We start from the raw sequence: 24,918 nt of genomic DNA on the forward strand, positions 1-24,918 counted from the left end.
TGCAGAAACAGTAATGAGAGATTATTTACAGGTGAATTGAAGTGGCAATAGATTCTGGAGCAACGGCATGGATTCTTGCCTCAACGGCGCTTGTCATGATTATGACGCCGGCGGTAGGATTCTTCTATGGTGGGCTCGTACGCAGGAAAAATCTGATCTCCATGATCACCCTGTCGTTCGTTGCCTTTGCACTGGTAAGCATCCAGTGGGTAGTGATCGGGTATTCGCTGGCGTTTGGGAATGATCCGGCAAGTCCGGTCAACGCATTCATCGGCAACCTGCAATACCTTGGCCTCAACAATGTCGGCATGGACCCCGGGCCGTACAGCACGGCAATTCCCGGATTACTCTACATGGTATTCCAGCTGGTCTTTGCAACCGTGACGATGGCAATCGTGACATCCGGCATTGCCGAGCGTGTCAAGTTCAGTGCATACCTCGTGTTTGCCCTCCTCTGGACAACGATCGTCTACGATCCCCTTGCCCACTGGGTCTGGGGCGGTGGCTGGGCAGCACAGTTCGGTGCGCTTGATTTTGCCGGCGGCACGGTCGTCCATATCAGTTCCGGGTTTGCGGCACTCGCCCTGGCACTTGTTATAGGAAAACGTGTCGGCTTTGGCAAGTATGTCATGGAACCCAACAACATCCCGTTAACCATTCTCGGGGCAGCCCTCCTCTGGTTCGGCTGGTTCGGGTTCAATGCGGGGAGCGCAATCGGGGCTAACGGCCTTGCGGCAAGCGCCTTCGTCACCACCAACGTGGCTGCAGCGGCAGGTGCCCTTGCATGGATGCTTGTCAGCTGGATCAACGGCAAACCCAGTTCCCTTGGCTTTGTCAGCGGGGCTGTTGCAGGCCTCGTTGCGATCACGCCGGGAGCCGGGTATGTGACGCCGATGGCGGCAATCCTGATCGGTGCGATTGGCGGTATCTTCTGCTACGGAGTCATGCTCTGGCGCATCAGGAAAGGCATGGATGAGAGCCTCGATGCGTGGGCAATCCACGGCATGGGCGGTCTCTGGGGTGCGCTTGCAACCGGTATCTTTGCAGTTGCGGCAGTCAACGGTGCATCGGGCCTCCTTGAAGGAAACGTACACCAGTTCATTGCAAACGCAGCCGGTGCTTTCGCAGCAGTCATCTACGCGTTTGTCGTGACCTACATCCTTGCAGTCGTGATCGACAAGACTATCGGCCTGCGGGTCTCAGAAGAGGAAGAGTATGTTGGTCTTGATATCGCGCAGCACGGGGAGCGGTGCTAAGTGGAGGTATGAATCATGAAAATGATAAAGGCAATCATCAAACCGGAACGACTGGAGTTTGTGAAAAAGGCCCTTGAGGACAAAGGTTTCAAAGGCATGACCATTACCGAGGTCAAAGGTCGTGGCGAACAGAAGGGGATAGCTCTCGAATACCGCGGCGGCTTAATGACGGTCGACCTCCTGCCCAAGATCCAGATCGAGATCATTGTCACGGATGGAGAAACCGAATCGCTCATCACCACCATCTCGGAATCTGCGAGAACGGGAAAGATTGGCGACGGCAGGATCTTCGTTATTCCGGTCGAGAGATCGATCCGGATCCGCACCGGGGAATCAGAGCAGTAATCCTCTCAATCCCCCCATTCATTTTTTTGTTTTTTTCACCAGGCTGCAGCTGGTCCGGTCATCGTGTTACGCCGGTTTTTATCCTTTCTGTCTCCTCCTCCGGAGTGTTGTTCCTGCGCTTCCAGTACCCCTTACATCCACCGGGAGGATAGTTCCCCGGAGGGGGAGAATGCAATTCTTACACCAGAAACGCTGCCGGGAATTCTCCGCACAGGATGCAGTTTCCCAGAAGAAACGTGGGGAATCAGACCCCCGCGTCAGGAGAGCACTGTAAAAAAAACCGGATCCCTCCAGAACAGATCCTCCCACAAAGAACCCGTAGAACTGATTCCTGGTTTATTCCCGCTGGCGCTCTTTTATCGAAAACGCATCAAGGATCTGGAGCGTGATCCGTGAACCGAGGGTTGGCTGGATGGATTCCAGCCAGAGGAAAAACCCGACTTTGGGCGGCGTTGGCCGTTCGAACTTGAAATGGCCGTCCTTCATCTGGATCATCTTGTGGTATTCCTTCTTCTGCTTTGAGCGCAGGTAGATGATCAGTTCATACCCCGGCATATCTGTTGCGACAATTGCTTTTGAGTAATACTTCGGAAATTCTTCCGGCGTGATGATCCTTCCCTTTACGGTCATGCCGTAGGTGTCGCAGACCGCCTTGATTGCCGGTGGGAACAGGCCCCCGTACAGGACTTTTTTTACCAGCTGGCCGGTCTTGTCCGCAATCTCCGGATTGATCCTTCCCGGACGCCGGTTGATCTCCGTGAAAATCTGGTTTTTCACGTCATCGTGGTACCGCTTGTAGTCGAACGGGTGTTTCATCGGGATATCGGTTGCTTTTATGAGCTTGGGATGGTTCTCGGGCAGGTTGTAGATGATCCGCGGGCGGTAATGCTTGACAAGCGATTTGATCTGTTCGCAGGAACTCGTGTGGATGATGGCGTTGGTCTTGTCTTTTGCAAGCCGTTTGACTACCGTGTAATTCGAGAGGTCAAAGGACGAGACCAGCAAAAACGGGGTAATCTTCTGGTTGTAGAGGTACCCGAGCAGTTTTTTCTTGTACGCGATCTCAACTTCGAACTCTTTTAAGTCAGAGGGTGATGTGACCACTTCGGCAAAGGTCACATGGTTGTCCCTGTCCACGAGCAGCATGTCGAACTCGGCGAGGTCCTGCCCGTTGCCGCGTATGGTGATGTCGCCATACTTCGAGTAGAATAATCCGTTCTGCCCGATCCGGACGTTCTCGCGCTGGTCCGGGGCATCGGCACCTTTCCTGGCGAGATATTTTATGGTATCGGATTTTTTGGAGATGTCAAGGAACATCTCGTACACGATAGCTTCGAACCACCTGCCTTCCGCAGTTCTCATCGGTTCGATATCCGGTGAAAATAATTTCTTCCGTTCGATCTTGTTCATGTGACGCGTGGCATTGATAGCTATTGCCGCTGTTGGTTTGAAATGCCGGAAATTGGCATTGAGCCACGGTATCATAATGAGTGGTAAGAATTTCTGCCCTCATAGTAGATAACAATCTGCCTTCAAAAGAGCGTGTGCGATTTGTTTTTTGTCAATGCTGTTTCATAAAAGCCTTATCTGGACATGCAGACTTAGACCCGTGAGAACCCGGGCTCTTGTATCCCGAGGGGATAGGGCAGCCGGGTGTAAAGAGGAGGAAACGAATGATCATGCCCCCAGTAAAAAAAGCCGGCGGGACAGGTCCGGCATCGCGGTCCGGGTTACCGGATGCGTTGTTTCCCGATTTTAACGAGATGATGAGACAACTCCAGGAATTCCCCCGTTCCCTTATCGGGTTGTCCTACTACTATCTTCGGAAAGATGATGACCGGATCTCGTTATGCCGGATCCTTCCCTCCGCAGGGAGTATCTTTTTCCACGAAGTTGTCGACCACCGGAACCAGGGGATAGCGGAAGATGACCTGGAGGATGCAATCGATACGGATACGGGGATCTATTTCCTTGCCGGTTATTATCCGGTCTCCGCGCAGATCGAGACAAAGCTCCGGAAGTACCTGGGGATAGCATAACGCCGGGTTTTTTGGGATCTGTGCACCGGGCGGAATAGCTCACGGGTGTGCCGGGCTTGCTCATTGGAGCTCTGCCCCGGCGGATCTTTGTGATCCGGGCCCCCCATGGAACATGGCGATGAGGGGGTACATGTCCTTAACAGCCGGGCTTTGTCCCGTGGGCATCCCCGGTGGCGACAGGTAATGGTGACGAGATTCCGGAAAAAGCCGCCTTATACACAAAGAGAGATCTCCTGCGAAAGCCAGGGATGATCCTGTTCTGCGGATCCGGTTTTTGGCATAACCGGGGAGAACCGGAAGATCGATTGTGGGCAAAAGGAATACATCTTCATTATGGAGGAGGCCGGTAATCCCATGGATCTGAATTTTGGCGGGGGCTGGTACTGGAACGGCGGGGCTGCCTGTCCGTGCCGGGTGATCCTCCCGCAGGAGATCCACGGGTTTGCTCTCGGGCATGAATACGTGTATGTCGAATGCCTGTCCGGCATACGACAGCAGTTCTCGATCCCCCGGTATGCTCCGATGTACCGGATCCCGTACCTGTACGAGGAGATCGTGTACCGGCATCTCGGGTGCCGGACACCCGGGGGAATGATCAATGTCATAGACCGGGCGTTCCGGTTGCGGGCAGTACGGTGAGATATGCCCACAGCATCATCCGGTACAGGCGGACCTCGGGATCCCGGGGCGTTGCCACACCGTTCAGCTCGTTCATGGCTTTTCAGTACCCGGTTTGGTGCAGGACAGGTAAGATAGTTACCTGCGGGCAAACGACCGGCCGGGTTGGTGCCCGTGGCGGTACACCGGGGAGTTTTGTGCCCGGGTATCTTTCCGTGTGACCGTCCAATCCCCCGGAGAGTACCCGGTTTTTAGGATAGACTAATCCGGGCTCTCTGCGGGCTCCGATTGCCCCTTTTTGGAAACCGGGAGGTCATATTACCCGAAAAAGAGGGAGAGTCATCGTGTTTTTTTCGGCTTTTTACGTCGGAAAACGAGAGGTCATATGTAGCCATATTACAGAGGAAACGGTGGGCATAAAACGGGGTGCAGATCCGGGGGACCAGGTTCCCCGTTCCGGGTCATTCGGTATGTGAGAGAATACGAGACGATCACAAATCGGGAGTACCGGGAATCACTCCTACCACCCATTTTTTATTTTATTCATACTATATGACCCCGTTATCCGCGTTCTGCTGGCAGTTCTTTTAGCCGGATGGACGAAAATACGGGCAAAAATGACATCGATTCCATGCAATGTAAGGGTCATTCTACTAGGTGGATTTCAAGCGTATTTTGGCAAATAGAACGATTATTGGGCGTATTTTTAATATGATCGGAATTCGGGCGATTTACGGGGTTTTCCGGGAGGGGGTATGATACCGGGAGAGGAAACGGGGCCCGTAATGGGCTTTTTTTCCTCCGGGGGTCCGAACCTCACAACAACCAAAATCGCGATACTGAACCCGGCCTGAACCAGCCGGTCTTGGATCGTAACCCGCTCATCGTGCACGAAAGCCCACCTGAGCGTATCATCTCGCACCCCGGCTATCCCTTCATCCCCCCATTATAAAAAATGGTTCAATGGATCCCTGCCAGTACCTGCCCGGTCTTGCCGATGAATGCAACCGGAGTATGCGTCATCTTTTCCGGATCTGACATTTTTATGGTTCTGGCAGGGATTCTCTGGCCGACACGGTTACGGCCTTTGTTTACGGCGGGATCTGGGGAAATGTTCTCATCCTCACCGGAATGTTCATAGGCGCCAGGTTGCCTGCGTACGTGGTTATACCGGGAACGGGAACCGGTTATCCGGCTTCCCCCCGGTTTTTTGTCACGGCGCTTTTCCTGCGCTGTTCGTTCCCGTAGAGATCTGTACTAACATACTCCACCGTCTGAGCGGTCCTGTTCATACATAAGGAAAATTTTCATGATCGTTCATGGTCTCTTCACTAATTTTGGTGGAAGGAAGTTTCCTACTAATACATATAAATATTTGTAAAATGAACAATTGAGTGTAACAACAGGAGGCAACATGCGAACAATCGCACGGTATGAAACGGGAAGGGGCAGCACTGCCGCACCTTCCCCGCTGGCGTGTTCATGCGCCGGAAGACGCGGGTCTTCGGACGCAGGATACCCGGCAAAGCATCGGGGATCGGATTCACCAGCTTACTTCCGGGCGGAATGACATCGGATGCCCGATGACCGGATTGTTCCGGTCCGGGCATTACGGCAGTCCCGAACCGGTCAATGGGCGGGTGTCCGGAACACCCGGTACAGTGTACCGGATGGTGATGTGCTGAATGCGTGATTCAGCACAACCGGAAAGGATCTGCGAAAACAAAGCCCGGAAGATGTGCACCGGGCCCTCAGACATGCGTGTATAACAGAGGCATACAACAATGAAACGACAGGTAGCAATTTACGGAAAAGGCGGTATCGGCAAATCAACGACAACCCAGAACACGGTTGCAGCACTCGCAGAAGCGGGAAAGAAGATCATGGTAGTCGGGTGCGACCCGAAAGCGGATTCAACCCGGCTTCTCCTGCACGGGCTCTGCCAGAAGACGGTCCTCGACACCCTGCGGGACGAGGGCGATGACATCGAGCTCGATGCAATCTTAAAGCCCGGCTTTGGCAACACCCGGTGTGTTGAGTCCGGTGGACCCGAGCCCGGTGTCGGCTGCGCCGGCCGGGGGATCATCACGTCCATCAACCTGCTCGAATCGCTCGGGGCATACACCGACGACCTCGACTATGTCTTCTACGATGTGCTTGGTGACGTGGTCTGCGGAGGTTTCGCCATGCCCATACGGGAAGGAAAGGCAGAGGAGATCTACATTGTAGCGTCCGGTGAACTCATGGCGCTCTATGCAGCGAACAATATTGCAAAAGGGATCAAGAAATACGCCGATAACGGGAAAGTGAGGCTTGGCGGAATTATCTGTAACAGCAGGAAAGTCGACAACGAACTTCCGCTCCTGAAGGCATTTGCCGAGGAGCTCGGATCCCAGCTCATCTACTTCGTCCCGCGTGACAATCTCGTCCAGCGGGCCGAGATCCACAAGAAGACGGTCATCGACTTCGACCCGGCATCGGGCCAGGCAGAAGAGTACCGGAACCTGGCAAAGGCGATCGACAACAACAAGCTGTTCGTCATCCCCAAACCGATGACCCAGGAACGCCTGGAAGAGCTCATGATGCAGCACGGATTCCTTGACGCAATGTGAAGTGCGGAAAAATTCGATACGAAATAAAAAAACTGGCGGATGTGAAACGATGTTACTGATACGTGCAATTGTACGGCCTGAAAAGAAAGATGAAGTGCTTGCCAAACTCTCCACTGCGGGATTCAATGCCGCGACCATGGTCGATGTCGTGGGCCGGGGAAAGCAGAAAGGGATCAAGATCGGGGGGATGGTCTATGACGAGATCCCAAAGACTCTCATCCTGATGGTTATCCCCAATGAAGCCAAGGACAAGGTCATTCAGATGATCTTATCGATCGCAAAGACCGGAACCGAAGGCACATTCGGGGATGGCAAGATCTTTGTCAGCCCCGTCGATGAGGTCTACACCATCTCAAAGGGAACCCCGGGCCTGTGAGGAGGAGCACGATGAAAGAAATTATGGCGATCGTCCGGATGAAGAAGACCGGCGAGACGAAAAAAGCTCTCATCGCGTCAGGAGTGGCCGGGTTTACCGCGGTAAAAGTGCTCGGCCGGGGAAACCTGGTAACGGATCCACAAACCATCGAAGAGTGCAAGGAAAAACTCCTGTCCATGGGAATGGATGAATTCAGCGAAGCTGAGGATACCGAAAAGATGGTCACCAGTTTCTTAGACGGATCACGGTTCTTCCCGCGGCGCCTGTTCACGATCCTGGCACACGATGATGATGTCCCGCGGATCATCGAGGCAGTTGCAAAGGCGAACCGGACCGAATACGGGATTGGCGACGGAACCATCTTTGTCCTGCCGGTATCCGATGCGGTCCGCGTGCGCACCGGTGAAGCAGGAGATGCGGCAATCTGGTAAATTGGGGAGGCGACAAAAATGGCAGAAATCGATGGATCAATAGAGGAGATGCTCGTCCCCTACCCGGACCTGGTAAAGAAAAACCGGAAGAAGCATCTTATTGTAAAAGATGAGGCAGCTGCATGTTGTCCGCAGATCGAGGCGAACACGCGGACGATTCCCGGCATCATTTCGCAGCGCGGCTGTGCGTATGCCGGGTGCAAAGGGGTGGTCGTAGGTCCAATCAAGGACATGATCACCATCACCCACGGCCCGGTGGGCTGCGGGTACTACAGCTGGGGAACCCGGCGCAACAAGGCACGGGCCGATGACACAACCCCCAAAGACAAGATCTACTCGCAGCTCTGCTTCATCACCGACATGCAAGAGCCCGACATCGTCTTTGGCGGGGAGAAGAAACTGGCAAAGATGATTGACGAGGTTGTAGCCGCATTCCACCCGCGGGCAATCAACATCTGCGCCACCTGCCCGGTGGGGCTCATCGGAGATGACATAGGAGCAGTAGCCAAAGCCGCAGAGGAGCGTCACGGAATCCAGGTGCTCTCCTACAACTGCGAGGGCTACAAAGGAGTCAGCCAGTCGGCAGGCCACCATATCGCCAACAACAATCTCATGGAACGAGTCATTGGAACCGGCACTGAGCGAAAAGAAGGCAGTCATGTCATCAACCTGCTCGGGGAGTACAACATCGGCGGCGACGGGTGGGAACTGGAACGAATCCTAAAAGAGATCGGCTACACGGTGAACTGTGTGCTGACCGGGGATTCCAGTTACCTTGACATCAAAAACCTGCACCTCGCGGACCTCAACCTTGTCCAGTGCCACCGCTCGATCAACTACATTGCCGAGATGATGGAGACGAAATACGGCACGCCCTGGCTGAAAGTCAACTTCATCGGGATCGACTCAACAAATCAGTCGCTGCGCCAGATGGCACAGTGCTTTGGGGACGAGGAGCTCGCCAGACAGACCGAAGTTGTCATCGAGCGGGAGACCGCACGGATTGTACCGGTCCTTGAGCAGTACAGCAAGATCCTCAAAGGCAAGACCGCGTTTGCGATCGTTGGCGGCTCGCGGAGCCACCACTACCAGTACCTGCTCCGCGATCTCGGCATGGAGATGATCATTGCCGGCTACGAGTTTGCCCACCGGGACGACTACGAAGGCCGCCAGGTCATTCCCACGATCAAAAGCGACGCGGACTCGAAAAATATTCCCGAGCTGCATCTCGTTGCCGATGAAAAAATGTACCAGGAAGCCCATGTCCACCTGAACATGTCCAGAGAGAAGTACGATGAACTCAAAAAAGCAGTTCCACTCAACTACTACGAGGGCATCTACCCGAACATGAAAGACGGGCAGGTCATCATCGACGACGCCAACCACCACGAAGTCGAGGTATTGATCCGGACGGCAAAACCCGACCTGTTCCTCTCCGGCGTCCGGGACAAGTACATTGTCCACAAGATGGGAGTCGCCTCCAAACAGCTGCATGCATACGACTACAGCGGTCCGTATGCCGGCTACAACGGCGCCCTGAACTTTGCAAGGGACGTGGTCAATGCCCTGACCACCCCGGCCTGGAAACTGATCACTCCCCCCTGGGAGACCAACAAAGAACCACGGAGCAACACCCATGCTTGAATGCATACCGGAAACCCCGGTTGAACACACGACCGGGAAGATCAACCCGGCAAAAACCTGCCAGCCGCTCGGCGCCATGTATGCCGCGCTCGGCATTCACGGCTGCCTGCCCCACAGCCACGGCTCGCAGGGCTGCTGCGCGTACCACCGCATGCACCTCACCCGGCATTTCCGGGACCCGGTGCTTGCGTCGTCCAGTTCCTTTACCGAAGGCGCTTCAGTCTTTGGCGGGGCTGCGAACTTAAAGACCTCCATCAAGAACGTCTTTGCGATCTATAACCCCGAGATCATGGCAGTCCATACTACCTGCCTTTCCGAGACCATCGGGGACGACCTGCCAAACATCATCAAAACCGCAGAAATTCCGGAGGGAAAATCAGTCATTCACGTCAACACCCCGAGCTACCATGGCTCCCATATCACCGGGTTCTCGGGGATGTGCAAAGCCATGGTCTCGTATCTTTCCCAGTCTGACGGAGCCGTAAAGAAATCGCAGATGAATGTCCTGCCCGGCTTTGTCAATCCCGGCGACATGCGGGAGATCCGCCGCATCGTGGACCTGCTCGGCGTCAAGATGATCATGTTCCCGGACACGGCGGGCGTGCTCGACACACCCCTGACCAGCAAATACCAGATGTACCCGGATGGCGGAGCAACCGTTGCCGAGATCCGCGATGCCGGCAACTCGGAAGTGACCCTTGCCCTCGGCTCCTACGCCTCGCACGATGCCGCAGAAGTGCTGCAGGAGAAATGCGGTGTCACCGGTATCCCGCTCCGGCTCCCCATCGGCATCAAAGCGACCGACGATTTCATCATGGCGGTAAAGGACTGGTTCGGCGTTGAGATCCCGGCGTCCCTCACGCTCGAACGCGGCCAGGTGGTTGACACGCTGATTGATACGCATTTCCACTACCAGGGAAAACGCGTTGCAGTCTTTGGCGACCCCGACCATGTGATCGCGCTCACTGAGTTCCTGCTCGCGATGGGTATGGTACCGGTGTATGTGCTCACGGGCACGCCCGGCAAAACCTTCGAGACCGAGATCAATGCCATGCTCGCAGAAGCCGGTATAACGGGAAGCCGGGTCAAAGCGGAAGGCGACCTCTTCGAGCTCCAGCAGTGGATCAAAGAGTCACCGGTCGATCTCCTGATCGGCACCTCGTATGGCAAGTACATTGCCCGGGCCCTCGATGTCCCGTTCGTCCGCTTCGGATTCCCGATCCTGGACCGGGCCGTCCACCCGCTCATGCCGGTGGTTGGCTACCGGGGATGCCTGCGCTTGATCGAGCAGATCAGCAATGCGCTCCTGGACCGCCGGGACCGCGATTGCCTGGATGAGGATTTCGAACTCGTGCTATAGCGGGAATTAACCAGACGGTGAGGAACCATGGAAACCATCTCTTCCCCTCGTGAAGAGGGGGCATGCATCAGCGAACGCCAGAACTCCATCCTGACTGCCGGAACCGGGAGGAAGAGCATTCACTGCGCTGACGACAGCCTGGCCGGCTCCGTCAGCCAGCGGGCCTGTGTCTTCTGCGGGGCCAGGGTGGTCTTAAACCCGGTCACGGACGCCGTGCACCTGGTCCACGGCCCGATCGGCTGCGCTGCCTATACCTGGGATATCCGGGGCAGCCTGTCGAGCGGGTCGGAGATGTACCGGAACAGTTTCTCGACCAACATGAAGGAGCGGGACGTTGTCTTTGGCGGCGAGAAGAAACTTGCCGCCTGCATCGATGAGATCGTGGAGAAGTATCACCCTCCCGCGATCTTTGTATACGCGACCTGCGTAACCGGCATGATCGGCGACGATATCGTTGCCGTGTGCAAAGAGGCCTCGCGTCACCACAATACCGAAGTGATCCCGGTTGAGTCGAGCGGCTTTATCTCGGGCAACAAGGTTGTCGGGTACCGCGCCGCGGCCCTTGCCCTCCTGCGGCTCATCACGCCAAAGGAGGGGGAGCTCATCGAGAAGACGCAGAAACTCAACTTCCTTGGCGAGTACAACCTGAGCGGCGAGATGTGGCTGGCCCGGCGCTACCTTGCTGAGATGGGTATCGGGATCAACGTTGCATTTACCGGCGACTCGACCGTGGCGGCCTTAAAACAGGCGCCCGGCGCCTGCCTCAACCTCGTGCAGTGCACGGGCTCAATGCACTGGGTAGCCCAGCAGCTCGAGAAGCAGTTCTCCATTCCCTTTATGGACGTGAACTTCTTCGGCGCAGAGAACACGGCCGAGAGCCTGCGGAAGATTGCCCGGTTCTATGACGACCCGGTGATCACAGAGCGGACCGAGCGGATCATTGAGCGGGAGACTGCCCGCATCCGCCCGGCCCTTGAACGCTACCGTGAGAAACTTACCGGCAAACGGGCAGCTATCTACGTGGGCGGGGCCTACAAGGCCGTTGCCCTGATCCGGCAGATGCGGGAGCTCGGGATGGAGATCGTCCTCACCGGCACCCAGACCGGGAAATCCGAGGAGTACGCAACCATCACGAGCCTCCTTGACGAGGGGGCGATCGTGGTTGACGACACCAACCCGGCCGAGATCGAACGGTTCCTCCTGGAGAAAAAAGTCGACGTCATGGCCGGCGGGGTCAAGGAGCGCGTGCTTGCGTACAAACTGGGCGTAGGCTTCGTGGACCACAACCATGACCGGAAGGAATGCCTTGCCGGGTTCGACGGTGCCGTGAACTTTGCCCGCGAGGTGTATATCAGCACCTGCTCGCCGGTCTGGAAATATCTCCGGGCCCCGGCGGGAGGTGCCTGATGGCGCCCGCCGCACCTGCCGGTACGGTCCGGCAGGTGAACGAGAACCAGTGCCAGCACTGCATGCCGCTTGGCGCCATCATCGCGCTCAAGGGGATTGCCGGGGCAATGGCGCTCGTCCACGGCTCGCAGGGATGCAGCACCTACATGCGCCTCACCTGCGTCAACCACTTCAACGAGCCGGTGGACATAGCCTCGTCCTCGCTCAACGAGAAACAGACCATCCTCGGCGGGGAAGCAAACCTCAAAAAAGCGCTCGACAACATGCGCCGGGTCTATGCCCCGTCCGTAATCGGCGTCCTCACCACCTGTCTTGCCGAGACCATGGGGGAAGACCTGGACCGGATCATCCGCGATTACCGGAAAGTAAACGCAACGGGATGCCCCGACATCATCCCGGTTCCCACGCCGAGCTACAGCGGGAGCCACACGGAAGGCTACTGGGCCGCGACAAAGGCAGTCATCGCCCACTATGCCCGGCCCACGGTACCCCACCGGCGCATCAACGTGATGGTTCCGCATGTCAGCCCCGCGGATATCCGGGAGATCCAGCGCCTTGTCGCCCTCATGGGCCTTGAGTGCACGCTCCTTCCCGATTACTCGGTAACCCTTGACCGCCCGTTTGCCGGGCGGTACCAGAAAATCCCGCCGGGCGGGACACAGCCTGCGGATATTGCCGCCATGCCCGGTGCCCCGCTCACGATCCAGTTCGGCGCAACCTGCCCGGACCATCTCTCGCCCGGCCTCTGGCTCGAACAGGAATATAACGTCCCGCTCGTTACGCTCCCGCTTCCCGTGGGGGTTGAGGCTGCCGACCAGTTCCTTTTGCTCCTCGAAAAAACCAGCGGGCATTCAAGGCCGGAGGCTCTTCGTAACGAGCGCGGCTGGCTTCTCGACGCCATGGCCGATGCCCACAAGCACAATGCAGAGGGCCGGGCCGTCATCTACGGCGAGCCGGAGCTGGTGTATGCCCTGACCAGGGCCTGCACCGAGAACGGTATTGCCCCGGTCGTCATCGCGAGCGGGACCCGCACGAGCCGGCTTGCTGCCTGCCTCGAACCCCTCCTTGCGGGCCTTGACGAACAGCCGGTTGTCCAGGAAGAGACCGACTTTGCTGCAATCGAATCTGCGGCACTGAAGGCCGGCGCCAACATCGCTATCGGCCACTCCGGCGGGAAGTTCTTCACCGAACGGCACGGCATCCCCGTGGTCAGGACCGGTTTTCCCGTCAACGACCGGATGGGCGGCCAGCGGATCCTCACCCTTGGCTACACGGGAACGCTTGCGCTCCTCGACCGGATCACGAACACGCTCCTTGAAGAGAAACACGGCTCGTACCGGAAGCTCCGGTACGAAGAGACACACAGGACAGAAATCATGGAAGGTATCTGATATGCAAAAACCAGCGCACCACATCTTCGTCTGCACCAGCTCCCGACCGAACGGGCTGCAGAAAGGGTTCTGCCACGCCAGGGCGGGCCTTGAGGTTATGGCGAAGTTCCAGGAAGAGATTGAAGAACGCGGTATCGGCGGGGAGGTCTTTCTTTCCAATACCGGCTGCTTTGGCATCTGCGAGAAAGGACCGGTTGTTGTCGTGTACCCCGACAATATCTGGTACGGATCGGTTACTGCGGATGACGTGCCCGAGATCCTTACCTCGCATATCGGGGAGGGAAATCCCGTGGGGCGTCTTATCCTGTAACGGGGGAGGATATCATGTGTGTATCTGAAATTGCGGCAATCATCGGCAGTGACGGCAGGACGGTCCCGCTCAGCGAACCCGGCACGGTTGTTGTCTATCGCATGGTGCGGGGAACCTGGCTTGCAGAGCGCCGGCTCCCGTTCTCGCTTAACGGGGATGGCGGTCTTGCCGGCCTGCGTAACCAGACAGGGGAACTTGTTGCATTTCTTGGAACCTGCAAAACCCTTGTCGCACAGTCGGCCAGCGGGGCCCTCTTCTTCGGGCTTGCAAAAGCGGGATTCTCGGTCTTCGAGATTGCCGGAAGCCCGCCGGAATTTCTCAGTTCCGTCCTGCTGGAGGCAAAGGAAGAGCAGGAGGGTAACGTCCCGGTTTTGGACGGCGCCGATATCCCGGCCCCGCTCGAGATTTCTCCCGGGAAATATTACATCTCCATCCGCGAGATCCAGGGCAAGCGTCCCGAAATGAGCAGCAAACAGGTGCTCCGGTCGTTTGTACAGGCCGGCGCGTTCTCTGAACTGGAGATCATCTGCGATCACATGCCGCCCTGGATCGAAGTGGATGCAGAACGGCTCGGGTACGATCTCACACGCGAACAAACCGGGCTCCATGATATGAAAGTGCTCATACGGCGATCGGCGGGAGGATGCTGCTGATTTTTCATCCGTCCTGCCGGGCCTGGTGACAGGAGCTTTCCCTCGCGTCAGCGAGAACCCTGTCATCAGGCAGTTCTCTCTCTCATCTCACCGGGCGTACCTCTTTTCCTGCCTGAGTGCAGTATCCGGGAATTGCTTTTTATTTTGCCTTGGAATTTACAATCCCGCTCGTTCCTGCGGAAACCGTGTTCAAAGGAATAACCGATATATATTTAACCAAGTGTGATGGAATAGTACTTCCACCAAAATGAAGGAATCCAATACGGCATCCGGGTAAAAACAATATGTCCGGACCATTGCGGAATAAAAAAACTCATCATAATCGAACCTGTCAAACCCCCAAGGCGTGATTGAGAACATGGCGAACCACGATACAGGATATGTTTCAAATCCATCACAATTTCGTGATCTGATGCAGGATGTCTTTGAAAAAACATCCCAGCCAACACTCGTACTCAATGCAGATTTAAAAATCATTCACGCGAATGCTGCATTTGTCCGGATGAGCGGGATTGGCGGGGATGCCCTCTTCATGAGGAAGTACCAGGATCTTCCGCTGGAATCGCGCAATGGTGACGACCCGGCAACTGCACTCGCTCAGAAGAGGTGTGGATTTTCCACGATCTCCTTTCGGTTCCGGACCGGGCCCTGTATTCTGGAAGAACAGACTATGCCGGTCCCTGATGGCGCGGGATTACCGGGCAACCTTGTTGTGCTGTTCAGAAATCTCACATCCGATATCCGGTCAGCAGAAGCAACAAAAGCTGCCCATGCAAAACTCCAGCACGATTATGGCGAGCGTGTGAAAGAGCAGACGCTCTTTTACGCAACAGCAAAACTCATCCAGGACGACACTCAGCCACCCGCGAGTATCCTCCGGCAGATTGTCTGTCTGGTTCCCCCCGGCTGGCAGTACCCGGAGATATGCGAAGCCCGGATCACGTTTGCAAATATCGATGTGAAAACCCCGGGGTACCGCGAAGTGAGATGGAAACAGCAGGCTGAGATCATTACCAAAGATGGCAGTCGCGGGACAATCGAAGTTGTGTACCTCGATGAGAAACCACATGAATCCGAAGGTCCGTTCCTTCTTGAGGAACGCAACCTGATCAATTCCTTAACGGAGATGCTCAAGACCTATCTTGACCGGAAGACCGGTGAAGTTATTCTTGAGAAAAAATACCAGGAACAGGCAAAACTTCTCCACGATTACGGCGAGCGTGTGAAAGAGCAGACGCTCTTTTACGCAACGGCAAAACTCATCCAGGATGATTCCCTGAAATGGGAACAGATCCTGGGTAAAATTGTCCGGCTGATCCCCCCCGGCTGGCAGTATCCTGATGTCTGTGCCGCACGGATACAGTATGAAGAGGTCATTGTCACAACGCCCAATTACCGGGATACCCGCTGGAAACAGAGCGCCGAATTCTCTGTCAAAGGGAAGACAGGCCTCCTGGAGATTGTCTACCTGGTGGAGAAACCGCAGGAAGCCGAGGGGCCGTTCCTTCTTGAGGAACGCAACCTGATCAATTCCTTAGCCGAGATGCTCAAAACGTACCTTGACCGGAAGAAGAGCGAGCAGGATCTGGATAACAAACTCCACGAGCAGGCAAAACTTCTCCACGATTACGGCGAGCGTGTGAAAGAGCAGACACTCTTTTATGCAACGGCAAAACTCATCCAGGACGACACCTGGAAATGGGAACAGATCCTTGAGAAGATTGTCCGGTTGATCCCCCCCGGCTGGCAGTATCCCGATGTCTGTGCTGCACGGATCCGGTTTGAAGATGTCATTGTCACAACGCCAAATTACCGGGACACATGCTGGAAACAGAGCGCCGAATTCTCCGTCAAAGGAAAAACCGGCATCCTGGAGATAGTCTACCTTGAGGAAAAACCGCAGGAAGCCGAGGGACCGTTCCTTCTTGAAGAACGCAACCTGATCAATTCCTTAGCCGAGATGCTCAAGACGTACCTTGACCGGAAGAAGAGCGAGCAGGATCTGGATAGCAAGTTCCATGAAATTGCCGCAATCCAGCGATATATGGAACAGGAAGTTGCCGGACTGTCTGCGGTGTATGCAAAGATGGGGAAAGGCGATCTCACGCTCCGGTATGATATCAGCGGGCCGGATGAGAGGACAAAAGCAACTCATGACCAGTTACAAAAAATGCAGGATGCGGTCCAGGGAATCATCGGCAGTCTCCAGAAAAATATCAGTACGGTGAACCGGGAGATGGAATCCCTGATAATCTCTGCCGGTAATGCTGTCCGGTACATCCAGGATGCATCGGGAGAGATCGGCGATATTTCCCGGAATTCCGGCCTCGTGAGCACCAATGCCGCGGAGGTATCGGGCGGTATCGACCAGATCCTTCATGCCGCAGGCGACCTGAGCGCATCGGTCGAGGAGATCACGTCCAGCATGTCCGAGGTCCGGGCGATCTCGGGGCAGGCAAATGCCCGTTCCCACGAGGGATCCGTGCTTGCCGCCCGTGCTGAAAAAAATATGGGGGAGATTGCCGGTTCCACTGAAAACGTATCCGGCATGGTTGCAAAAATCGGGCAGCAGATGGCAGATATCTCAAAAATAGTCAGTCTTATTAGGGATATCGCAAACCAGACCAACCTTCTTGCCCTCAATGCCGCAATTGAAGCAGCCCGGGCGGGCGACGCGGGCCGCGGGTTTGCGGTAGTTGCAGCAGAAGTAAAATCCCTGGCACAGGAATCCAAGAGATCCGCCGAACAGATTGAAGAGATGATTAACAATCTCAAGGAAGAGGCAAAAAAAGCTGCATCGGCCATGGAAGAGACAAGGTCCGTTGTCAGCAAAGGCACCTCTGTGGTTACGGAAACCCTGGGTGCCTTTACCCGCATTGCATCCGATATCGAAAAAGTTGCAGCAAGTGCCTCCGATGTTGCAACCGCTACCGGTGAGCAGGCCGCAACAACGGAGAAAATTACCGGCCGAATCCATGAAATTGCCGGACGGATCCGGGCAACTGCCGAAGAAGCCGGGGAATCTGCAGCATCTACGAGGGAATTATCCGCAGGAATCTGTGAGATATCCCGTATGGTTGAGCAGGTTAATACCATTGCCCTGTCGGCACTCGGGGCCAACCGGAAATTCCGGGTGGGAGATATGATCGAAGAAAAGCAATTTTCCCTGTCTGGCGGGTCTGATAAATCATGATTTCCGTTCTCTATGTTGACGATGACCCTGTACTTCTGGATATAGGAAAACTGTACCTGGAACAATCGGGGACCATCCAGGTTGAGATTCTTGATTCTGCATCAACGGCGCTGGAAAAGATCCGGACAACCCGGTACGATGCCGTGGTTTCCGATTTCCAGATGCCGGAGATGGATGGCATCGCGTTTTTAAAAGCCGTCCGGGCAGAATACCCGTTCCTCCCGTTCATCATATTTTCCGGAAAAGCCCGGGAGGATATCATCATCGAAGCCCTGAACAACGGTGCTGACCATTACTCCCAGAAAGGAGGGGATCCCCGCCCCCAGTTCACCGACCTTATCCATAAGATCGAACGGTCGGTTGAGAGAAAACAGGCCCAGGACACGATCATCCACTTAAGCCGGCTCAATGCGGTGTTGTCCAGTACCAACCGGGCCGTCCTCCGTATCCGGAACCGCACGGAACTCCTCAATGAAGCCTGCAGGATAGCCGTGGAAGAAGGAAAATTCTTAATGGCATGGATTGGCATGATCAATCCGGAAGAGCGCAGTGTCAACCCGGTTGCGGCCTGCGGATATGAAGACGGGTACCTGAGCAATATCTCGATCAGCGTTGACAATATTCCCGGGGGCATGGGACTGACGGGGACTGCAATCCGTGAGCGCCGCTCCGTTATCAGCAATGATATTGAGTCGGATCCCCTCATGGCGCACTACATTGAAAAAGCAGCCAGACGAGGGTACCGGTCCTCCGCCTCCATTCCCATGAACTGTCATGAAAGAATCATTGGAGCCATGCGGTTTTACTCAGCTGAAAAAAATTTTTTCAATGCGCAGGAAATCCAGTTACTCGAAGACCTTGTTACGGATATTTGTTTTGCCCTGGAACTGAGCGGGAACGACAGGACGCCCTGATCCCTCCCCACATGGCAGGGACCAGGGTTTGTATCCAGGCAATATGAACTCCCTGTGAATGCCTGCTGGACCGTTGTCAGCAAAGAATCACTTTAAAAAAAAGCGATCACGGGTGCGATGGGGGGATTCTGCACACGCGAATGCAGACTGCAAGGGGAAGATCATCGCCTGAATCCCCACTGAATTCTTTCATGGTGTGATAATCACAACACCGGATTTTTTTTAAAACGCATTTTGGAAGATCAAAAAACGGGGAAAAATGGTATTCAGGGTTATTTCCAGATTGTATGCCGGAGCTCCCATGTTCCATTCTCTTTTTTCCATAAATGGGGTGGCCGGGCTTTTTCAATAATTTCATGGAACCTCTCGCGAGTTATCCCCATGTATGCGAGGCATTCATCCAGATACATTTCAGGAAATTCGCCATCAAACCGTTTTATCAGGCTGATTCCCTCGTCCCTGGTGATATCCCCGTTGCGTATCTCCTGCGCAGAGTCGTAGGTTGCTCTTCCGATCCCGAACTTGATGTAGGTTGTATAATAGTGAAGCCAGTCAATTTTATCGTCAATCGAACTGTATTTGCTGTAGCTTCCCTCGGTCCGGAAATCGTTTGGAAGGAAATCGGTATGCTCCACAGAATAGTAATAGGTCTCCTGGGGATGCCACTTCAGATAATATCCCAGATAATGCACTTCAGTGCCAACAGCATCCAGTTTTCCCGGCTCTGCCGGGAGGTATGCTTCCAGATCAGCGAGCGAGAGATCGTACGTTTTCATCAGTTCGCGTGCGCTGACACCCCCGAGGTAAATATTGTCGAGATCCTGTTCCATTGAGTAGTACTGCGTACTCCGCTTTGCGCTGATATTGTCGGCAATGGGATTTCCATATTCTGCTTCATTCTCCCCGTACATAATGAGAGGGATGTTGAGCAGGATCGACAGTTTCGGGGCTAAATTCTTCTGGCCGATAATAAATGGCTGAAACGGATGGACAAGGTTTTCAAAGGCCAGCTTTGTCAACAGACGATGGACTTTCTGGTTTGGATGGTAGGTATAATTCGCAAACCCGGAATTCAGCCATGCATCAAAATTCCGCTTGCCCACCCGGGTATAGAGATGCGGGGGCCACGTTATGAGGATGGGGTGCATATTGTATTCGTATTTCAGAATATGCGCTGCCATCACGCTGTCTTTTCCACCACTTCCCGGAACTATGATATCAAACGATCCATCTTTTTTCCGGAAACGATCGCAAAGATCCATCAGGTCCTGTTTTCGGGCCTGCCAGTCGATTGTTTTCTTTTTCGGTACGAACCGGCAGGCTTCACAGACCCCGTCCTCGTCAAACTGGATGGGGCGTTTTACGTCGCCTGGTTTATTCCGGAATTCAATTGTTGACGAAGGCCTCTGGTTATTCAGAGTACATTTTTTACAGAATTTTACCTCTGTTGGAAGCCCGTACATGCCATATTGTTCTGTCATCACTTCTCCCTCACAGGTTTAGGAAATTTTTCAGGACGCGTATACCGGCTGTGCGGCTTTTCTCCGGGTGGAACTGAACGCCGAATATCTCATTTTTCTGAACCATTGAAACGAACTTGTGATCACAGAAACGGGTCAGGGCAATGACATCGGTGAAATTGATCATTTCATACGAGTGCATGAAATAGAAATTGTCCTGACTGGTGATACCCTCAAGCAGGGGTGAATCCTTTACAATCTCCAGGCTGCCCCAGCCGAGGTGAGGGACCTTGCACTTTACTTCGATCCTCTTGATCTCGGCCTCAATAAGATTCAGACCAGGGGTCTCGCCGTACTCGTACCCGGTTTTTGCGAGAATCTGCATTCCCAGACAGATGCCAAGCGTGGGCATGGTGCGCATATGGTCGGTAAGAATGTCCCGAAAATCCCCCATCTGTTCCATGGCATCCCTGAAACATCCGACCCCGGGAAGGACGAGCCTGTCCACCCCATGAAAATCCGGTTCCTTTTCTACTACGGTAACGCGGGCACCTGCCAGTTCAAGCGCCTTTTTTACATTGTAGAGGTTCCCGGACCTGCCATAATTAACCAGTCCAACCGGAATGGTCATATAACCACCTCGATACCTTCATCAGACAGGTATTGTTTCAGGTCAAGGATTGATGAGATGTTGTAATGAAGAAGTGAACTTATTGCAACCGCATCGGGTTTTGCCACTTCAATGATATGTTTTACGTCTTCCTTTGATCCTGCACCACTGCCCGCGATAACCGGGATTTTCACCCGGGACACAATTCCCTGTATGAGATCGGTATCGAATCCCCTGCGGCGTCCGTCCTGATCCACCGAGCTGACAAGGATCTCACCGGCACCAAGACGCTCCACTTCCATGGCCCACTCAAAAGCATCTTTTCCACTGCGGATTCTCCCGCAATCGGAATAACATTCCCACCAGCCACTCCACTTCTTTGCAACAATATGAACCATTACTGCCTGCGAACCGAATATTTCAGCAGCCCGGGTGATGATCGACGGATCCTGCTGGAGTGCATAGGTGTTGATGATTACCTTGTCGACACCATTATTCAGCAAATGGGTAAAATCATCAATCGTCCTGACCCCCCCACCGGCAGTGAACGGGACAAGGAGACCATTCGCCGTTTTCTTAATCAGGTCAAGAAGTATCCCGCGCTGGTACAGGCTTGCTACAATGTCGATATAGAGAAGTTCGTCAGCACCCTGGTTATGATAGTTCAATGCCAGTTCATCAGGGGTGCCAACCTTTCTCAATCCTTCAAAATGAACAGGTTTTACGACATATGGCGGTTTTACATCCAGACGTGCAATAATCCGTAACGGCATCTTTCTCTCTTATACACATCCGCCTTATGGAATAAGAAGATTACTTCTATGGGGTTTATATAAACTCTCGCCTGGGGAGCAGGATTCCTGTGTATCCGGCCCGCAGGGTATTCCCATTGGCGGCTCGCATGCCAAGAGTATCCAAAAAAGATTTGCCGGGAAGATCCCGGCGCAGACGTTAACGACTGTATGTCAGTATCAGTCGAGCAACTGGCCCATCGCCTCGTCATACCGTGCGGACATGACGTACTCGATGCCCGAGACACCGGCTGCTTCCTCGGTCAGTGCCATCAAGTCATCGCGGGTGATGGTGGAGAGGTTGAAGTTCCTGCTGCCGGCCATGAGCTGCTGGAGACCGGTGCGGAATTTCGATGCATGGGTGTAGATACCGACTGCGCCCATGGGGATCTCCTTCATCTTGTTGCCGTATTTCTCCTTGAGCTCTTCGTAGCAGACAAAGATCTCCGGGATGCTGCTGCCGTACTTGGCAACGGACTTGGGCAGATCTCCTTCCTTGATCCACTTCTCGATGTTCTTGCCAACGAATCCGGGGATCATGAGGCCGCGACCCATGCAGACTGCCTTGAAGTACGGGCTGCCCATGGCAAGTGCCTTGAAGACGCCCGGCTCATCGGAGAAACCGCCGGCCATGGCGAGGTCGGGTACGCGGTAGCCCTTCTTCTCAAGTTTCTGGGCAAACTCGTAGGTGAGTGCCTGCAGGTAGAACGTCGGGATACCCCATTCGTTCATCATGGCCCACGGGCTCATGCCGGTTCCGCCGGGTGCACCGTCAATGGTTAAGAGATCGATCTTGGCTTCCGAACAGTAGCGGAGGGCCATTGCGAGCTCGACCATGGAGTACGCGCCGGTCTTTAAGGTTACCCGCTTGAAACCGATGTCGCGGAGGCGGTCGATCTCTTCGAGGAAACCTTCCTTGGTTACAAAGCCGAGGCGGGAGTGGCGCTCGAATTCCTTGATGGCACCGGCCTTGAAAGCTGCCTGGTTCTCCTTCAACGTCGGGTCGGGGAGGACGATGTAGCCGCGCTTCTTGAGCTCGATGGCGCGTTCAAGGGTCTTGACCTTGATCTCGCCGCCGATACACTTGGCGCCCTGGCCCCACTTGAGCTCGATGGTGTCGAGGTTGTGCTTGCTTGCAACGTACTCGGCAACGCCAAGGCGGGTGTCCTCGACATTCATCTGGACGAGGATCTCTCCGTACTTGTTGTGGAATTTCTTGTACGTGTTGATACGGCGGTCCATCTCGGGGGATTCCTTGACTTTCTTCTTGGCGTCAAGCTTGAGACCGGGGTCGATACCGCAGACGTTCTCACCGCAGACAAGGGTGATGCCTGATATGGCTGCACCAACGGCGAAGTGCTCCCAGTTTGCGCGGGCGATCTCGGTTGAGCCGAGTGCACCGGTAAAGATCGGGACCTTCATCTGGACCTTCTTGCTCCAGCCGTATTCAGTCTCGGTATTAACGGAGGAGAAAACCGCTGAGTCCGGACCGATCTCGGTACCTTCGGGAAGACCCCGTGCGCCTACTGCATAGCCCTGGATATTCAGGTGCGAGTAATCGATGGGGTAGTTCTTGTCAGCACCTGCGGTGATCTCGCCAAACGGGCCGGGATACAAAACCTCCCTGCCGCGGAACGATGATAACCAGATCTCGCAACTGCCCTTACATCCATCTATACACCGGGTACAGATACCAGAACATGGTGCAACGCTTCGCGAACGGTTCGCCGTGCTGGTTGCTTCATTGGCATTGGGTTGTCTAAGATTCATAACAACACTCCTTGGAAATTAGTAGTTGTCTTCGATGATACGAAGGGACCGTCTGAGCACATATTCCTCAAACATAACTTATTTAAAACTCGTTCACTAATAAGCGCTTGCTTTCCACCCCATTATAACTGTTTCGCTTCAAAATGATGGTGGAAGTAACTTTCCACCCAATTTTTCCAAAAAATACTGGTAAAAAATACGAAATTGATTGAAAACATGAGAATGGATTTTTTCTGATCCGGACTAATGATGCAGAAAACCCGGACGCTTCCGGATGCTTAATCCCCCCCCGACCGGGGGTCCCTGTGCCGGATAACGACAGGGTACCTGTCCTTCATTCAGACTATAGCGCTGCATCCCTTCCCCCAACAGGAACCGGGGGCACAAAATGAGGAGTTACCCGAAATAAGACCAATGTTTTTTTGGTAGAACCGGTTTAAAAAAAAAGATCAGATTCTGATGAGTTCATAGGATCGCGTTCCCATCCCGATCTCCTCTGCGTACTGCACCTGCTGGTATCCGTCGGTCTGGGCATGCACCCCCTTGAACTTGTCCCCGCCCGGGTGATGGTGGGATGCAAGGAGCGAGTCCGTGTGTCCCTGCTGCTGGTTCACCAGATCGAAACTTGCAGCATCAATGGCAACCGGGTCCTTTGATGCAAGAATGCCGATATCCGGTACGATCGGTGCGTCACTGAACGGGTAACAGTCGCAGTCCGGCGTGATCCGGATCAGGAAGTTCATGTACCCGACCTTCTTCTCCTTGCCCTGCACGACCCCGGACGCGTACTCAACCATCCGCTCCACGAACTGCGGGATCTCGGTCTCCCAGTCGATGTCGATGGCATTCTCGGGGCAGACATGCATGCACTCGAAGCAGCCGATGCAGAGCTCAAGGTCAATGACGGATTTTTTCGCTTTGACATGGATCGCATTGTTCGGGCAGACTTTCATGCAGGAAGCACACCCCGTGCATTTTTCCGGGAGGGTAAAGGGCCGGGCATTGTGCTGGGCACGCTTCCCTTCAGGCGCGGCGCATCCCATTGCGAGATTCTTGATAGCCCCGCCAAAGCCGGATACGATATGGCCCTTGAAATGACTCAGGACAATCAGGCTGTCAGCAGCTGCAATATCGCCGGCAATCGAGACTTCGCTGAAATGTTTTTTCCCAATCGTAACCTTCCGGATATTTTTCCCGGTGAGGCCATCTGCAATTATCACCGGTGCGCCGGCCACCGCGTAGTCAAACCCGTGGAGGATGGCAGTGCCGATGTGCTCGACCGCATTCGACCGGCCTCCCTTGTAGAGCGTGTTGGTGTCCGTCAAAAATGGCAGGGCTTTGCACTCCTTAACTTTCTCCACTACCTGCCGGACAAAGACCGGGCTGATGAACCCGTCGCTTCCCCTCTCGCCGAAATGGAGCTTGATCGCAGTCTTGTCGTGCGGTGCTATCAGATCGGAGAAACCGGCAACGTCAAACAACCGCTGCACTTTTGCAGTCGTACACTCGTGATCGGAAAATGCTCGCAGGGATGCAAAATAGACCGGACTTTTCATCATCATCTCTCCTCTGAAATGAGTGTACTCGCCCGGAGTAGTAGAACCCATCGGTCACCATCCTGCCCGGTCTTGTTCTGACAGGGAACACTTAGGCACCACTAAAAACCGTTAAGGTCTGACACCATGTACCCGTTCGTTCATCCATTTCCCCGGACGGCTTCCTGAATCCGGCATGGCGG

Annotated in this window: 22 protein-coding genes; 16 read left to right on the top strand and 6 right to left on the bottom strand. The window is 54.6% G+C overall.

Annotated elements, in window-relative coordinates; all coding sequences use genetic code 11:
* The first annotated feature begins 41 nt into the window (after positions 1-41).
* Complete coding sequence (locus tag WC598_RS01705) at positions 42-1,256, top strand: ammonium transporter (RefSeq protein ID WP_372959730.1); 1,215 nt, start codon at positions 42-44, stop codon at positions 1,254-1,256.
* A gap of 15 nt (positions 1,257-1,271) precedes the next feature.
* Positions 1,272-1,601, top strand: coding sequence for a P-II family nitrogen regulator (locus WC598_RS01710; protein WP_372959731.1), 330 nt, complete (start codon positions 1,272-1,274; stop codon positions 1,599-1,601).
* A gap of 336 nt (positions 1,602-1,937) precedes the next feature.
* On the opposite strand, the gene WC598_RS01715 is transcribed toward WC598_RS01710, so the two are convergent.
* Positions 1,938-3,086 (bottom strand): hypothetical protein, encoded by a 1,149-nt coding sequence (locus WC598_RS01715; RefSeq protein WP_372959732.1) that lies wholly within the window; start codon positions 3,084-3,086, stop codon positions 1,938-1,940.
* Between the two features lie 188 nt (positions 3,087-3,274).
* On the opposite strand from WC598_RS01715, the gene WC598_RS01720 reads away from it, so the two are divergent.
* The 14 genes from WC598_RS01720 to WC598_RS01785 all read left to right on the top strand — a co-directional run bounded on the left by WC598_RS01720 (position 3,275) and on the right by WC598_RS01785 (position 18,549).
* Entirely contained in the window at positions 3,275-3,640 is a 366-nt protein-coding gene (locus WC598_RS01720) for a hypothetical protein (protein ID WP_372959733.1), read from the top strand.
* A gap of 354 nt (positions 3,641-3,994) precedes the next feature.
* Positions 3,995-4,279 carry a hypothetical protein gene (locus tag WC598_RS01725; protein WP_372959734.1) on the top strand — a complete coding sequence of 95 codons (285 nt, stop codon included), beginning with the start codon at positions 3,995-3,997 and terminating at the stop codon, positions 4,277-4,279.
* A gap of 1,412 nt (positions 4,280-5,691) precedes the next feature.
* Positions 5,692-5,943, top strand: a complete 252-nt coding sequence (locus WC598_RS01730) for a hypothetical protein (protein ID WP_372959735.1) — start codon at positions 5,692-5,694, stop codon at positions 5,941-5,943.
* 99 nt (positions 5,944-6,042) lie between these two features.
* Positions 6,043-6,870 (top strand): nitrogenase iron protein, encoded by an 828-nt coding sequence (nifH, locus tag WC598_RS01735; RefSeq protein WP_372959736.1) that lies wholly within the window; start codon positions 6,043-6,045, stop codon positions 6,868-6,870.
* Between the two features lie 49 nt (positions 6,871-6,919).
* Positions 6,920-7,246: a P-II family nitrogen regulator gene (locus WC598_RS01740; protein WP_372959737.1), complete on the top strand. Its 327-nt coding sequence runs from the start codon at positions 6,920-6,922 to the stop codon at positions 7,244-7,246.
* An 11-nt stretch (positions 7,247-7,257) separates the two neighbouring features.
* Positions 7,258-7,677 (top strand): P-II family nitrogen regulator, encoded by a 420-nt coding sequence (locus tag WC598_RS01745; protein WP_372959738.1) that lies wholly within the window; start codon positions 7,258-7,260, stop codon positions 7,675-7,677.
* Between the two features lie 18 nt (positions 7,678-7,695).
* Positions 7,696-9,321 carry a nitrogenase molybdenum-iron protein alpha chain gene (nifD, locus tag WC598_RS01750; protein ID WP_372959739.1) on the top strand — a complete coding sequence of 542 codons (1,626 nt, stop codon included), beginning with the start codon at positions 7,696-7,698 and terminating at the stop codon, positions 9,319-9,321.
* Positions 9,314-10,681 carry a nitrogenase molybdenum-iron protein subunit beta gene (gene nifK, locus WC598_RS01755; protein WP_372959740.1) on the top strand — a complete coding sequence of 456 codons (1,368 nt, stop codon included), beginning with the start codon at positions 9,314-9,316 and terminating at the stop codon, positions 10,679-10,681. The genes nifD and nifK overlap by 8 nt, the downstream gene beginning before the upstream one ends.
* A gap of 27 nt (positions 10,682-10,708) precedes the next feature.
* The gene (gene nifE / locus WC598_RS01760) at positions 10,709-12,088 is read left to right on the top strand and encodes a nitrogenase iron-molybdenum cofactor biosynthesis protein NifE (protein WP_372959741.1); all 1,380 of its coding nucleotides are present in this window, start codon (positions 10,709-10,711) and stop codon (positions 12,086-12,088) included.
* The gene (locus tag WC598_RS01765; RefSeq protein WP_372959742.1) at positions 12,088-13,479 is read left to right on the top strand and encodes a nitrogenase component 1; all 1,392 of its coding nucleotides are present in this window, start codon (positions 12,088-12,090) and stop codon (positions 13,477-13,479) included. The genes nifE and WC598_RS01765 overlap by 1 nt, the downstream gene beginning before the upstream one ends.
* Position 13,480: 1 nt before the next feature.
* Positions 13,481-13,789, top strand: a complete 309-nt coding sequence (locus WC598_RS01770; protein ID WP_372959743.1) for an NAD(P)H-dependent oxidoreductase subunit E — start codon at positions 13,481-13,483, stop codon at positions 13,787-13,789.
* A gap of 14 nt (positions 13,790-13,803) precedes the next feature.
* On the top strand, positions 13,804-14,442 hold the full coding sequence (locus tag WC598_RS01775) for a Fe-only nitrogenase accessory AnfO family protein (protein WP_372959744.1): 639 nt from the start codon (positions 13,804-13,806) through the stop codon (positions 14,440-14,442).
* A 412-nt stretch (positions 14,443-14,854) separates the two neighbouring features.
* Positions 14,855-17,635, top strand: a complete 2,781-nt coding sequence (locus WC598_RS01780; RefSeq protein WP_372959745.1) for a methyl-accepting chemotaxis protein — start codon at positions 14,855-14,857, stop codon at positions 17,633-17,635.
* Positions 17,632-18,549, top strand: a complete 918-nt coding sequence (locus WC598_RS01785; RefSeq protein ID WP_372959746.1) for a GAF domain-containing protein — start codon at positions 17,632-17,634, stop codon at positions 18,547-18,549. Before WC598_RS01780 ends, WC598_RS01785 begins: the two co-directional genes overlap by 4 nt.
* Positions 18,550-18,821: 272 nt before the next feature.
* Here WC598_RS01785 and WC598_RS01790 read toward each other — a convergent pair whose 3' ends face one another.
* The 5 genes from WC598_RS01790 to WC598_RS01810 form a co-directional block, all read right to left on the bottom strand.
* Complete coding sequence (locus tag WC598_RS01790) at positions 18,822-20,030, bottom strand: N-acetyl sugar amidotransferase (protein ID WP_372959747.1); 1,209 nt, start codon at positions 20,028-20,030, stop codon at positions 18,822-18,824.
* Between the two features lie 10 nt (positions 20,031-20,040).
* The gene (gene hisH / locus WC598_RS01795; protein ID WP_372959748.1) at positions 20,041-20,640 is read right to left on the bottom strand and encodes an imidazole glycerol phosphate synthase subunit HisH; all 600 of its coding nucleotides are present in this window, start codon (positions 20,638-20,640) and stop codon (positions 20,041-20,043) included.
* Positions 20,637-21,392 (bottom strand): imidazole glycerol phosphate synthase subunit HisF, encoded by a 756-nt coding sequence (gene hisF / locus WC598_RS01800; protein ID WP_372959749.1) that lies wholly within the window; start codon positions 21,390-21,392, stop codon positions 20,637-20,639. The genes hisH and hisF overlap by 4 nt, the downstream gene beginning before the upstream one ends.
* A gap of 198 nt (positions 21,393-21,590) precedes the next feature.
* A complete protein-coding gene (locus tag WC598_RS01805; protein WP_372959750.1) occupies positions 21,591-23,180 on the bottom strand; it encodes an FMN-binding glutamate synthase family protein in 1,590 nt (529 codons plus the stop codon).
* A 449-nt stretch (positions 23,181-23,629) separates the two neighbouring features.
* Positions 23,630-24,787 (bottom strand): DUF362 domain-containing protein, encoded by a 1,158-nt coding sequence (locus WC598_RS01810; RefSeq protein WP_372959751.1) that lies wholly within the window; start codon positions 24,785-24,787, stop codon positions 23,630-23,632.
* Positions 24,788-24,918 lie beyond the last annotated feature (131 nt).

This window comes from Methanoregula sp. (assembly GCF_041645475.1).
In the GTDB taxonomy this organism is placed as follows: Archaea; Halobacteriota; Methanomicrobia; order Methanomicrobiales; family Methanospirillaceae; genus Methanoregula.

Coding starts and splice junctions, on each gene's coding strand:
- WC598_RS01810 (WP_372959751.1), bottom strand. CDS start 24,787: ATGGGTTCTACTACTCCGGGCGAGTACACTCATTTCAGAGGAGAGATG.
- WC598_RS01770 (WP_372959743.1), top strand. CDS start 13,481: ATGCAAAAACCAGCGCACCACATCTTCGTCTGCACCAGCTCCCGACCG.
- WC598_RS01710 (WP_372959731.1), top strand. CDS start 1,272: ATGAAAATGATAAAGGCAATCATCAAACCGGAACGACTGGAGTTTGTG.
- hisF (WP_372959749.1), bottom strand. CDS start 21,392: ATGCCGTTACGGATTATTGCACGTCTGGATGTAAAACCGCCATATGTC.
- WC598_RS01720 (WP_372959733.1), top strand. CDS start 3,275: ATGATCATGCCCCCAGTAAAAAAAGCCGGCGGGACAGGTCCGGCATCG.
- hisH (WP_372959748.1), bottom strand. CDS start 20,640: ATGACCATTCCGGTTGGACTGGTTAATTATGGCAGGTCCGGGAACCTC.
- WC598_RS01745 (WP_372959738.1), top strand. CDS start 7,258: ATGAAAGAAATTATGGCGATCGTCCGGATGAAGAAGACCGGCGAGACG.
- nifH (WP_372959736.1), top strand. CDS start 6,043: ATGAAACGACAGGTAGCAATTTACGGAAAAGGCGGTATCGGCAAATCA.
- nifK (WP_372959740.1), top strand. CDS start 9,314: ATGCTTGAATGCATACCGGAAACCCCGGTTGAACACACGACCGGGAAG.
- nifE (WP_372959741.1), top strand. CDS start 10,709: ATGGAAACCATCTCTTCCCCTCGTGAAGAGGGGGCATGCATCAGCGAA.
- nifD (WP_372959739.1), top strand. CDS start 7,696: ATGGCAGAAATCGATGGATCAATAGAGGAGATGCTCGTCCCCTACCCG.
- WC598_RS01805 (WP_372959750.1), bottom strand. CDS start 23,180: ATGAATCTTAGACAACCCAATGCCAATGAAGCAACCAGCACGGCGAAC.
- WC598_RS01775 (WP_372959744.1), top strand. CDS start 13,804: ATGTGTGTATCTGAAATTGCGGCAATCATCGGCAGTGACGGCAGGACG.
- WC598_RS01780 (WP_372959745.1), top strand. CDS start 14,855: ATGCAGGATGTCTTTGAAAAAACATCCCAGCCAACACTCGTACTCAAT.
- WC598_RS01725 (WP_372959734.1), top strand. CDS start 3,995: ATGGATCTGAATTTTGGCGGGGGCTGGTACTGGAACGGCGGGGCTGCC.
- WC598_RS01730 (WP_372959735.1), top strand. CDS start 5,692: ATGAAACGGGAAGGGGCAGCACTGCCGCACCTTCCCCGCTGGCGTGTT.
- WC598_RS01765 (WP_372959742.1), top strand. CDS start 12,088: ATGGCGCCCGCCGCACCTGCCGGTACGGTCCGGCAGGTGAACGAGAAC.
- WC598_RS01715 (WP_372959732.1), bottom strand. CDS start 3,086: ATGATACCGTGGCTCAATGCCAATTTCCGGCATTTCAAACCAACAGCG.
- WC598_RS01790 (WP_372959747.1), bottom strand. CDS start 20,030: ATGACAGAACAATATGGCATGTACGGGCTTCCAACAGAGGTAAAATTC.
- WC598_RS01740 (WP_372959737.1), top strand. CDS start 6,920: ATGTTACTGATACGTGCAATTGTACGGCCTGAAAAGAAAGATGAAGTG.
- WC598_RS01785 (WP_372959746.1), top strand. CDS start 17,632: ATGATTTCCGTTCTCTATGTTGACGATGACCCTGTACTTCTGGATATA.